The organism is Flavobacterium sp. YO64 (genome assembly GCF_004119505.1).
Lineage (GTDB): Bacteria > Bacteroidota > Bacteroidia > Flavobacteriales > Flavobacteriaceae > Flavobacterium > Flavobacterium oncorhynchi.
The window spans coordinates 74,162-86,294 of the sequence record NZ_NRQV01000007.1; the positions used below are offsets into that span (position 1 = coordinate 74,162).

General features: G+C 33.5%; 8 protein-coding genes. 6 read left to right on the plus strand and 2 right to left on the minus strand.

The features are described 5' to 3' along the window. Nucleotides 1-274 precede the first annotated feature (274 nt). The 3 genes from BOW57_RS06875 (at nt 275) to BOW57_RS06885 (ending at nt 4,034) form a co-directional block, all read left to right on the plus strand. Nucleotides 275-2,626 carry a TonB-dependent receptor gene (locus tag BOW57_RS06875; protein ID WP_129053510.1) on the plus strand — a complete coding sequence of 784 codons (2,352 nt, stop codon included), beginning with the start codon at nt 275-277 and terminating at the stop codon, nt 2,624-2,626. 171 nt (nt 2,627-2,797) lie between these two features. Beyond that, nucleotides 2,798-3,460, plus strand: coding sequence for a 3,4-dihydroxy-2-butanone-4-phosphate synthase (gene ribB / locus BOW57_RS06880; protein ID WP_129053511.1), 663 nt, complete (start codon nt 2,798-2,800; stop codon nt 3,458-3,460). A 1-nt stretch (nt 3,461) separates the two neighbouring features. Next, on the plus strand, nt 3,462-4,034 hold the full coding sequence (locus BOW57_RS06885; protein WP_199170230.1) for a Crp/Fnr family transcriptional regulator: 573 nt from the start codon (nt 3,462-3,464) through the stop codon (nt 4,032-4,034). A gap of 255 nt (nt 4,035-4,289) precedes the next feature. Here BOW57_RS06885 and BOW57_RS06890 read toward each other — a convergent pair whose 3' ends face one another. Next, complete coding sequence (locus BOW57_RS06890) at nt 4,290-5,987, minus strand: ribonucleoside-diphosphate reductase subunit alpha (RefSeq protein ID WP_129023148.1); 1,698 nt, start codon at nt 5,985-5,987, stop codon at nt 4,290-4,292. 14 nt (nt 5,988-6,001) lie between these two features. After that, nucleotides 6,002-6,976 carry a ribonucleotide-diphosphate reductase subunit beta gene (locus BOW57_RS06895; RefSeq protein ID WP_129053512.1) on the minus strand — a complete coding sequence of 325 codons (975 nt, stop codon included), beginning with the start codon at nt 6,974-6,976 and terminating at the stop codon, nt 6,002-6,004. Between the two features lie 724 nt (nt 6,977-7,700). On the opposite strand from BOW57_RS06895, the gene BOW57_RS06900 reads away from it, so the two are divergent. The 3 genes from BOW57_RS06900 (at nt 7,701) to BOW57_RS06910 (ending at nt 12,084) form a co-directional block, all read left to right on the plus strand. Continuing rightward, entirely contained in the window at nt 7,701-9,200 is a 1,500-nt protein-coding gene (locus tag BOW57_RS06900) for an ankyrin repeat domain-containing protein (RefSeq protein WP_129053513.1), read from the plus strand. 115 nt (nt 9,201-9,315) lie between these two features. Further along, a complete protein-coding gene (locus tag BOW57_RS06905; protein ID WP_129053514.1) occupies nt 9,316-9,798 on the plus strand; it encodes a DUF2271 domain-containing protein in 483 nt (160 codons plus the stop codon). A 102-nt stretch (nt 9,799-9,900) separates the two neighbouring features. Continuing rightward, nucleotides 9,901-12,084, plus strand: coding sequence for a PepSY domain-containing protein (locus tag BOW57_RS06910; protein WP_129053515.1), 2,184 nt, complete (start codon nt 9,901-9,903; stop codon nt 12,082-12,084). Nucleotides 12,085-12,133: the final 49 nt, after the last annotated feature.

Genomic DNA, 12,133 nt, shown 5'->3' on the forward strand with positions numbered 1-12,133 from the left:
TTTCTAGGTGCTAAATTAAGATTTTATGATAATTAAATAAAAATATCGCAAAGAAAATCAAAGCTGAATTTTTTATCAATTATTACATTAAAGTACACAAATTGTAATAGAACTATTACACCCTTTCTACAACGTAATTTACAGATTTAAAACTCATTAATCATATTCTGCATTTAATCTAGAAAAACATTAGGATGATTTATTTTAATTTCTACATTTGCACTGTTTTTATTTAGTCTAAATAATTTTAATTAAAATCAAACCATTAAAAACCATGAATATTAACAAACTAAGAATTACCAAATTCGCATTTTCAGTATGCTTATTTTTTTCTGTACTGATTGCACAAGCGCAGCAGAACAATGGAAAAATCAAAGGGACTATTACCACATCTGATGGTGATCCCGCTTCATTTGTAAACGTTATTTTAAAAAACACCCGATTTGGAACTATAACTAATGAAGACGGAACTTTTGAATTTAATAAAGTAAAACAAGGCACATACACTATCCAAGTTTCGCTTACTGGATATGAAACCTTACAAGATGAAGTTTCAGTAACAGAAAACAATACAACTGCACTAAGCTTGCAATTAAAGGTATCCAATAAAGAATTACAAGAAGTTATTGTAACAAATAATCGAAAAAAGCTGTCTTCTAAAGAAAGTGTTTATGTAGCCCGAATGCCTCTAAAAAATCTCGAAAACCCACAAGTATATTCAGTTATAAACTCAAAAATAATCGAACAGCAGGTTTTAACCAATTTTGATGATGCTTTAAGAAGCGCAGCCGGAGTAGTTTCTGGCGGCTCCGAACCTGGAGTAAGATCAGGTTCTTATTTAAGAGGGTTTGATGAACAGGCTTTTTTTAGAGATGGAAAAATGCTTGGAAACTGGACCGAAAATGATATGGCAAATATCGAAAACATTGAAGTGATTAAAGGTCCTTCAGGAACTTTGTTTGGAGGTCATGGACGTGCTAATTACGGCGGAGTTATCAATCGTATTACCAAAAAACCGTATGAAACTTTTGGCGGAAACATTAATTACATTACCGGAAGTTACGGTTACAATCGCTTAACTGCCGACATTAATACACCGCTAAGTGATGACGGAGCTTTTCTAGGACGTGTAAATGCAGCCTATAGAAAGGAAAAAAGTTTTCAGGATTACGGCTGGGCCGAAAGTTATTTTGTAGCTCCAGCATTTACATATAATGCGAGTGAAAAACTAAAAATTGTCTTAGAAGCCGACATCTACAAAATTCAAGGAACTCAAAGACCATTTTTAAGTGCAGGAGGCATAACAAATGTAAATGAGCTGAACCCTATTCATGATTTGTCTTTTACGACAAATGAAATTATATACGAAAAAGCATCTTCTATATTTTCTGTTGATGCCATTTACAAACTAAATGATCAATGGACTTCAACCACTTCATATGGACATTCTTATAGTTTATATAATCCAAATTATATCAGTGCCAGCGTAACGGGACAAACTGTGCAGCGTTCTGTGGGAACGGCACGTTATGATATCGATTTTACAACCATTCAACAATATGTAAATGGCGATTTTAAAATTGGAAAAATGCGTAACCGTTTATTGGTTGGTGTTGATTATTTAAGAGATGACGAACTTTATGTAGGAGGTTCATCAGCTTATGACACCTTTCAATATACTGCAATTGCACCTTATCTCTCTAAACAAGATTTTGACAAGGCTATCGAAGCCAGCACATTCTGGACCGGCGGATATGTAAACGATCGTTACAGTGCTTATTTTTCAAACGTGTTAGACATTCTGCCACAGCTGCACTTAATGACAAGTCTTCGTTATGAATATTCTAAAGAAGTATCTCCCAGCGCAACAGTTCCAAATGCTAAAAATCCAGATGCTTCATACAATCAAGGTGCATGGACACCAAAATTTGGACTAGTTTATGAAATTCTTCCTGATCAATTATCGGTATTTGGAAATTATCTGGGCGGAAATAAAAACATCAACAGTTTCTTGAAAGATGACGGAAATGGAAATGGAGTTATGCAAAAAGCTGATCCTGAAAAAGCAACACAATGGGAACTGGGTATTAAATCGAGTTTATTTCAGAATCGCTTAACCTTGATGGCCAGCTATTTTGATATTAAAGTTGATAATAAACTGCGAATGGATCCAAACAATCAGTTATTTAGCTTACAAGACGGAACTCAGGCAAATAAAGGTTTTGAACTGGAATTATTTGCCAGTCCAATTACTGGATTAGATATTATGCTAGGATATGCAAATCTTGATGCTACTTTCTTGAACGGAACTGATGCAGGAAAACATGTTGCTTATACTCCAAAAAATACCATTAATTACTGGATAAGTTATACGGCAAAACAAGGAAAAACAAAAGGTCTTGGAATTGGTTTCGGCGGGAATTATAGAGATAATAGTTTTTTAAGTTCATCAAATGATGTAACCATTTCAAGTGTACATCTTTTAAGCGCTTCTGTATTCTACGAGAAAGCTAAATATCGATTTGCTATTAAAGCTGATAATCTTACTGATGAAGTATATTGGGGAGATTACTTCAATCCGCAGTCACCTAGAACCATTAAAGCTTCTTTGGCTATTAAATTTTAAAATTAGTTGTGAATTAGTTAGTTGTGAAAATCTCCAGAATCGCTGCCTGATTTTGGAGATTTTCTATTTTATATCCTTTGAATTTATTGACTTATATCAAACTTTTACATTACAAACAACTTTAGATTTGCTGATTCCATTATTTCTAAAACAATTTCAAAATACAGTAAAATGATTAGTACAGAATTAAGTCCGTTAGTGCAATTTGGAATGACAAGCAAAGAACGTGTAGAAAATGCTTTAGAACAGCTTAAAAGCGGAAAAGGAATTATTGTAACCGATGATGAAAATCGCGAAAACGAAGGCGATTTAATCTTTTCGGCCGAACATATTACAGTAAAAGACATGGCACTTATGATTCGCGAATGCAGCGGAATTGTTTGTCTTTGCCTTCCGAATGAAAAAGCAGATCAATTAAATCTTCCTTACATGGTAAAAGAAAACACCAGCAGTTTTCAAACGCCTTTTACCATTACAATTGAAGCAAAAAACGGTGTCACAACAGGAGTTTCTGCTGCTGATAGAATTACAACAATTAAAACGGCTGTTGCGCAAAATGCAAAACCCGAAGACTTAGCTAGACCAGGACATATATTTCCGCTTCGTTCCAAAGATAATGGAGTTCTAGAACGAAATGGCCACACTGAGGGAAGTGTAGATTTAATGAAATTAGCCAATTTAAAACCTGAAGCTGTTTTATGTGAATTAATGAATGAAGACGGCAGCATGGCAAAACTTGACAAAATCGTTAGCTTTGCACAACAGCATGATTTAGTAGTTCTATCGATAGAAGATATTATCTATTACCGTAAATTCGTGCGAGATTACAACTAAAATGATATACGAACAGCTTGGCAATTATATTAGAAAAAGCATTGCTATTTCTGATGAAGATTTAAAAACGATATTCTCCTATTTTAAGCCTTTAAAGAAAAACAAAAATGAGATACTGCTCGAACAAGGACAAACTAGTCAGCAGACTTTTTTTGTTGGTAAAGGCTGTGTCCGAATCTTTTTTATTAATGAAGAAGGAAAAGACGCCACTCGATATATTGCTTTCGAAAATCAATTTGCCACAGCTTTAGTTAGTTTTATTACTAAAATGCCTGCCGTAGAAAATATTCAGGTAATCGAAAAATCTGAATTGCTTGCGATAACACATGAAGATTTCAATCATTTGATGAAAATCATTCCGCAATGGAGGGAATTTTACAGTAATTATTTAGAGAAAGCGTATGTAAATAATGCCAATCGATTAATGTCGTTTACCACTATGGATGCCTTGGAGAGATATAATCAGCTTTTAAAAATCAATCCAACTATTGTCAAAAGGCTTCCAAATAAAATTGTAGCATCGTATATCAATATTTCGCAGGAAACTTTGAGCAGATTGAAGTCTAAAGTTTAGTTTTTAATTTAAACACCTAGTCCCAATTTTTTTCTCGTTTTTGTCATTTCGACGTAAGGAGAAATCTCCACCAGTAACTCCGCCACAGTAAACCAATCTTTGTAGAGTTTCTCGTGGAGATTTCTCCTTACGTCGAAATGACAAATAGCAACGTTTTATTGCTACACTAAACTTTCTGGAGCTTCTGTCGAAGCCATTGATAAATAAATATGAACAAAAAAGCCGAATCTTAATTTTAGATTCGGCTTTTGATATTTATGATTCGCAGCTGCTGCAACTAACCAAACTTGTTACTAATTCTTTAGAAACACTTTGGCTTCTTTGGTAGTACAAACTCTTTACTCCCAACTGCCACGCTTCTATCATTAAACGGTTTACTTCTTTAATTGGAAGTTCTGCTGGAATATTAAGATTCAAGCTCTGCCCTTGATCTACAAATTTCTGACGAATTGCTGCCTGCTGTACAATTTCAAGCTGACTGATTTCTTTAAACGTTTTAAAAACATCTTTTTCAGCTTGAGAAAGCTGTGACATATGCTGAACACTTCCGCCATTTAGCATAATTTCTCTCCAAACTTCTTCGTTATCTAAACCTTTTTCTTCAAGCAGCTTTTTCAGATATTTATTTTTACGCATAAAATTACCTTTGCTTAAACCTGCTTTATAATAATTACTGCTAAAAGGTTCAATTCCTGGAGAAGTCTGTCCTAAAATCGCTGATGATGATGTTGTGGGAGCAATTGCCATTGTTGTTGTATTACGTTTTCCGTAACCTTTTAACAATTCTGGTTCACCATAAATTCTAGCCAATTCCTGCGTTGCTTTATCTGCTTTATCACTTATATGTTTGAAAATTTCTGTCGTTTTCATTTTAGCTTCCATTCCTTCAAACGGAATCATATTTTTCTGCAAATACGAATGCCATCCTAAAACACCAAGTCCAAGCGCACGGTGTCTTTTTGCAAATTTATTTGCTGCAGAAAGGTAATAGTTCCCTTCTGTCTTTTCGATGAATTCCTGCAAAACAGCATCCAAGAAAAATATCGCCAATTTTACAGCTTCAGTATCTTTCCATTCTTCATAAAGCTCTAAATTCATTGAGGATAAACAACAAATAAATGATTCGTCGCTTGTTGACGGAAGCATAATTTCGCTGCATAAATTACTAGCGTTAATTCTTAGATTCTTGTCTTTATAAACTTGTGGTTTGCTTTTATTTACATTATCACTAAAGAAAATATACGGCAGTCCTTTTTGCTGGCGGCTTTCTAAAACTTTTGCCCAGATTTGTCTCTTATCGCTGTCACCGTCAATCATTTCCTGCATCCAATAATCAGGAACACAAATTCCAGTAAACAAATTCTGAATAGGATTTCCGATACTTTTAATTTTCAAGAATTCCTCAATATCCGGGTGATCAATATCTAAATATGCAGCAAATGCGCCACGACGTACTCCACCTTGTGAAATCGTATCCATTGCAGTATCAAAAAGCTTCATGAAACTTACTGCCCCGCTACTTTTTCCGTTATCTGTTACAGCACTTCCGCGTTCACGCAGTTCACCAAAATAACCAGAAGTTCCTCCTCCAATTTTGGTTTGCATAATCACTTCGCCCAGTTTATGCGTAATTCCTTCAATTTTATCTGGAACGTGTACATTAAAACAAGAAATTGGAAGTCCTCTTTCGGTTCCCATATTTGCCCAAACCGGCGAACTAATACTCATCCAGCCACGTTCTATCATTTCAACAAAAGATTCTTTTAACTCCGGTTTATAAAGTCTTCTAGCCGCTGCAGTACATATTCTGTCAATTGCGCCTTCAACAGTTTCTCCTTTTAAAAGATAACCACGATTTAAAATTTGTTCACTCTCTGAGTTCTTCCACCACATTTTAGATCCATTTTCATTTTGCGGAAGATCATTTACTTCATTTATGTCTATTGTATTCATATGTATTTTTGCTTTTAGAAAAGATCGTTTGCCGTTATACTTTTGTCGTGTTTTGTATATTCTACAGGACGTTTAGCAAAAAAATCATCCAAACTGTTAGCAAAAACTTCTTCTTCAAACCAAGCCAAAGCTTTGTAATCTTCCACTTTTACATCAAATATGGTCGGAATATTAATTTGTTTTAAACTTTCATCAATTCTAAATTTCATGAAGTTGACTAAATCGCCTTTTTTGATGCTCTCAATCTCACCTTCTTCAAATATCCAATCTAAAATATCTGCTTCAACTGCAATTGAATCTTTTACTGTTTCTCTAACAAGAGTTAAAGTTGCTTCGTCAAAATAATCAGGAAACTCCTCTCTAATTTTATTGATGATATAAATTCCGCCGTTAGCATGAATTTGCTCATCGATTGAAGTCCACGCGATAATATTGCTCACATTTTTCATGTAACCTTTAAATCGTGTAAATGAAAGCAAAATTGCAAACTGACTGAAAAGTGAAACGTTCTCGATTAGAATACTGAATAATATCAGCGAAACCATATATTTTCTGTTGTCTTGCGAACGAGTATCTTTAAGTACATCTGACAAATATTCTACACGTCGACGAATAACTGGAACGTCTAAAAGTTTCTCAAATTCATCATTGTATCCTAACACTTCAAGCAGGCGGGAATATGCCTCTGAATGTCTGAATTCACATTCTGCAAAAGTACTTCCTAAACCATTAAATTCAGGTTTTGGGAAGTGCTCATAAATATTTCCCCAAAAGCTTTTTACGGCTACCTCAATTTGAGCAATAGCCAATAAACTATTTTTTACTGCAGTTTTTTCTGCTGATGTTAAATGCGCATGAAAGTCTTGAGTATCAGCAGTAAAATCAACTTCTGTATGAACCCAATACGCTTTATTTATAGCTTCGGTAAATTGTAAAACCTCTGGATATTCAAAAGGCTTATAATTGACTCTTTTATCAAATATAGACATAATATATACTATTTAAGTGGTGACTAAAAAAAGATAAAAAACGAAAGTCTAGAAGTGGTAATTACTTTATTTTTTATACTTACAAAATTAACCCACAGTTCCATTTTTGACCAAAGATTGATGTTAAAAAACCAATCAATTATCAACAGCCAAAAGCAGCCCAAAAAAGTGGTAAAAAAACTACTTATCAACAGGTGCATAATTTTCAGTACTTGCTGAACTATCAGCTATTTATACTAAATCTAAATAGAGTTGTCAACAATTAAAACTGAAATAATACCAAATTTTCAAAAACACTTATCAACAGCTAACTTCAAATTTTACCTCTAAAATCTGTTATTTAATAAAACACAAACGTCAATAATTCATAAAAAAAGCCTGTCCCTTTTTCAAACTAAAAATCAAAAAAAGCAATCTACATTATAAAAAAAACAAAACATAAAAAACTATTTATCAAGAACTTAAGCAACTAAAAACCAAAAACCTCTAGATCTCTTTAAACCAAAATATAATATTGATATCTAAGCTTTCTAAAAAAGATAATCCACGGTTTTACAAAAGCGTCTAAAAAGGCAACATTAAAAAATCATTAGAATTATTTTTTTTGACAGCAATAAAACTTGATTTAAAACTATAAATCTTTACATTTGTCCTTTATTTTTATTTATTCTAAATAGATCATTATCCCCATATATAAAGGGACGTTAAACAACAATAATAAATTATGAAAAAGAATCTTTTTATTTCATTGGCTTTAACAGCTGTTTTGTTTGTTAATGCACAGCAAAAAAACACTTTACTAGAGCAATCTTTCTGGAAAAACTCACCTGATGTAACTGTAGTAAAAGCAGAAATAGCAAAAGGCAGCAATCCTGCAGAAGCAAATGCAAATGCTTTTGATGTTACTACTTTAGCTATTAACAATGATGCTCCTATTGCAACCATCAAATTCTTGCTGGATCAATCTGGGAATCCAATAAATAAAATGACTCATGATAACCGTATTTACCTGCATTGGGCTGCTTATAGAGGTAATACAGAATTAGTACAATATTTAATTGCAAAAGGTTCTGATGTAAATTATGAAGACAGTCATGGCACAACTCCTGTAGATTTTGCAGCATCTAATGGTCAATCTGATCCTGCTTTGTACGAAGCTTTTTTTAAAGCTGGAGTTAATCCGAAGAAAAAATACCAAGGCGGTGCTAACTTATTACTTTTAGCAATTCCTGCTGATAAAAATTTAAAAGCAGCGGAGTACTTTACTACTAAAGGAATGTCTCTTAAAGATGTTGATAACGACGGAAACACTGCTTTTACATATGCAGCAAGAACTGGAAATATTGATCTTTTAAAGAAACTTTTGGCAAAAGGTGTAAAACCAACTGACAATGCTTTGCTTTTTGCAGCACAAGGAAGTCGTAGAGAATCAAATACGCTGGAAACTTATAAATATTTAGTTGAAGAAGTAAAAATTAAACCTACAGCAGAAAACAAATCAGGCGAAAATGTACTTCATTTCTTGGCTGGAAAACCAAATCAAACTGAAATTGTAAAATACTTTTTAAGTAAAGGTGCTGATGCAAATAAAGCGAATAAAGAAGGTACAACACCATTAATGATTGCTGCTTCGGCAAAAGATACTTCTGTATTAGAATTATTACTTCCGCTTGCAAAAAATGTAAATTCTCAAAACCTAAAAGGAGAATCCGCTTTAACTTTTGCGGTACGTTCAGGAACTCCTGAAGCTGTATCTTTATTATTGAGCAAAGGTGCTGATGTAAATGTTACTGATAAAGATGGAAATAATTTAGGTGTTTATCTTGTTCAATCTTACAGACCAGCTGGAAGAGACAGAGAAGCTGGACCAAAACAAGATCCTTTTGACGCCAAAGCAAAATTACTTCAAGATAAAGGATTAAATTTAGCTGCTGCCCAAAAAGACGGTAACACTTTATATCATTTAGCAATTCCAAAAAATGATATTTCTCTTCTTAAAAAAATAACGGACTTAAAAGTTGATGTCAATGCTAAAAACAAAGACGGCTTAACAGCATTACATAGAGCTGCCATGGTTGCAAAAGACGATTCTATTCTAAAATATCTTGTTTCTGCAGGTGCTAAAAAAGAGGTAACCACAGAATTTGATGAAAGCGCTTACGCATTAGCAAAAGAAAACGAGTCGCTTACAAAAAACAACGTCTCAGTAGAATTTTTAAAATAACCCTTAAAAGTTTTCAGTTTTGAGTTGTAAGTTTGCGTATAGATTTATTTTTTATATCAAACAGAACTCAAAACTCAAAACTTATAATTCATAACTTATAACAACTCATATTTCAATGAAATCAATACTTAAAATCGCTCTTACAGGCGCTCTTATCTGCCTAATTTCATTTCAGGCAAACGCACAAACAAGCAAATACAAATGCATGCTTCAAATGGCTAATTATATGGGCGAAGGAGCTTATATTGTGGTATCACTTGTTAATGCTAACGGCGACTACGAAAAAACTCTTTATGTAATGGGAGATGATAAAAAATGGTACAAATCGTTAAAAGAATGGAATAAGTTTCAAACTAAGAAAAACGAAGATATCAGTGCCAAAACAGGTGCTTCTGTAACTGGCGGAGATCGAAGCATAACAACAATAGAAATTGACAATTCTAAAATAAACAAAGGTTACAAACTAAGATTTGAATCAGCTGTTGAAGATCAAAAATACTATGTAAGCGATCTTGAAATTCCTCTTACTACTGAAGGTTTAGCCGCAAAAACAGATGGTAAAGGTTATATCAGATACGTTCGACTAAATAAAATATAATTTATTCAAGCATTTAATTTGCTTGAAATTCAAGCTTTGTCAAGGTTTTCAAACTTTGGCAAAGCTTAAAACATTTGATTACATTTCAATAGATTACACTCAATGACTCTTTCATTCTGGCGTTACGCACATTTGGCCTTGGCCCTATTTTCTTCGATATTTCTGCTTTTAGCTTCTGTAACAGGTATTATTCTTGCCGTTGATGCTCTGCAGGAAAAAACACTTCCGTACAAAGTCGAAAATTTTGATGCGATAACCTTGGAGCAAACGCTGCCAGCATTAAAAAAAATATATCCTGAAATTACAGAATTAAGTGTCGATTATAATCAATTTGTTACACTTCAGGCAATTGATGAAGATGGAAATGATATTAACGCTTACATTGACCCAAGAACAGGTAAAACTTTAGGAACACCTGCAAAAAAAAGCGAATTTATTCAATGGATAACTGCTTTTCATCGTTCTTTAAACCTGCATGAAGCAGGGCGTTTTTTTGTTGGTGTTATTTCTTTTCTATTAGTGCTTATTTCTATTTCGGGCTTTGCTCTTGTTTTGAATAGACAAAGAGGAATTCGTAATTTTTTCTCCAAAGTCATTAAAGAATACTTCGCACAGTATTACCATGTTGTTTTAGGGCGATTGACTTTAATTCCGATTTTGATCATCGCATTAACAGGAACTTATTTAACGCTTGAAAGATTCAACTTCTTCATGGGCGATGAAAAAGCCAAACCTGTAAAAACGGAACTTTCGGCAGAAGCCAAAAAAACTTCAATCTTTAAAAGCACACTTCTTTCAGATGTAAAGAAAATCGAATTTCCTTTTACTGATGATCCAGAAGAGTTTTATATTATACAATTAAAAAATAAAGAGATTGAAGTAAATCAAGTTACAGGAACTGTCGTTACTGAGAAACAGTCGCCAATTACTGCTCAATTTGCCGCTTTAAGTCTTGATCTTCATACAGGAAGAATTAATGCTGTTTGGGCTGTAATATTGGCCATTGCTTGTATTAATATTCTTTTCTTTATTTATTCGGGTTTTGCGATTACTTTAAAACGCAGATCAAGCCGAATCAAAAACAAATTCAAAGCACACGAAAGCAATTACATACTTTTAGTAGGTTCTGAAAACGGAAGCTCTTTTAGATTTGCAAATGCAATTCATAAACAATTAATAGATCAAGGTCAAAAAGCTTTTATTACAGAATTGAATAGTTTTTCGGTTTATCCAAAAGCAGAACATATTATAGTTTTCTCTTCAACACATGGTTTAGGAGATCCGCCGTCAAACGGAAGCAAATTTAAAGCCTTGCTGCAAAAGCAAAATCAAGAACAGAAAATTAAGTTTTCAGTAGTTGGTTTTGGTTCTACTGCTTATCCTGATTTTTGCAAATTTGCTGTTGAAATCGATCAGCTTTTAGAAAATCAAAACTGGACAGAACGTGTTTTAGAAATACAGACTGTGAATGATAAATCGGCTGTTGAATTTGTAAACTGGGTAAAATTATGGAGCGCCAAAACTGGAATTTCTTTAGCCACAACACCTTCTTTATACAATCATGTTCCAAAAGGTTTGCAGAAATTAATGGTTTTAGATAAAACTGCAATTTCTGAGGAAGAACATACTTTTCTTGTAACATTACGTGCTAATATGCGCGCCAAATTTAACTCTGGAGATTTATTAGCCATTTATCCTGCTAATGACACACGAGAACGCCTCTACTCGATTGGAAATCATTCTGGAAATGTACAATTAGTTGTAAAACTGCATCCACACGGATTGGGTTCTGGTTACCTAAATAATCTTACTCCGGGAAATGTAATTAAAGCTAGAATTATCAATAATAAAGCTTTTCATTTTCCGACAAAAGCTCCAAAAGCAGCTTTAATTTCAAACGGAACTGGTATTGCTCCTTTTCTAGGAATGATCGAGCAAAACAAGAAAAAAACCGAAACGCATTTGTATTGCGGTTTTAGAATGGAAACAGAAACTGTAACGGGTTACAAAAAGTTTACAGATGAAATGATTGAGAAACAAAAGCTGTCAAGTTTTCATTTGGCTTTTTCACGAGAAGCTGAACATATTTATGTAATGGATCTTATAAAAAGAGACGCTGCATTTTTTATAGATTTACTAAAACAAGGCGGCGTTATTATGATTTGCGGTTCACTTGCCATGCAAAAAGATGTTGAAACTATTCTTGATGAATTGTGTCTGGTAAATGGAACCGAAAATCTCATGCATTATAAAAATAACGGACAATTATTAACGGATTGCTATTAGATTGTAGATTCTTAGTACTTCATTATTGTTTTTATAAATAGTGCTCCAC

Excerpts from the sequence above, each read along its gene's own strand:
- BOW57_RS06885 (WP_199170230.1), top strand. The coding sequence starts at position 3,462 with ATGATATACGAACAGCTTGGCAATTATATTAGAAAAAGCATTGCTATT.
- BOW57_RS06875 (WP_129053510.1), top strand. The coding sequence starts at position 275 with ATGAATATTAACAAACTAAGAATTACCAAATTCGCATTTTCAGTATGC.
- BOW57_RS06905 (WP_129053514.1), top strand. The coding sequence starts at position 9,316 with ATGAAATCAATACTTAAAATCGCTCTTACAGGCGCTCTTATCTGCCTA.
- BOW57_RS06890 (WP_129023148.1), bottom strand. The coding sequence starts at position 5,987 with ATGAATACAATAGACATAAATGAAGTAAATGATCTTCCGCAAAATGAA.
- BOW57_RS06900 (WP_129053513.1), top strand. The coding sequence starts at position 7,701 with ATGAAAAAGAATCTTTTTATTTCATTGGCTTTAACAGCTGTTTTGTTT.
- BOW57_RS06910 (WP_129053515.1), top strand. The coding sequence starts at position 9,901 with ATGACTCTTTCATTCTGGCGTTACGCACATTTGGCCTTGGCCCTATTT.
- ribB (WP_129053511.1), top strand. The coding sequence starts at position 2,798 with ATGATTAGTACAGAATTAAGTCCGTTAGTGCAATTTGGAATGACAAGC.
- BOW57_RS06895 (WP_129053512.1), bottom strand. The coding sequence starts at position 6,976 with ATGTCTATATTTGATAAAAGAGTCAATTATAAGCCTTTTGAATATCCA.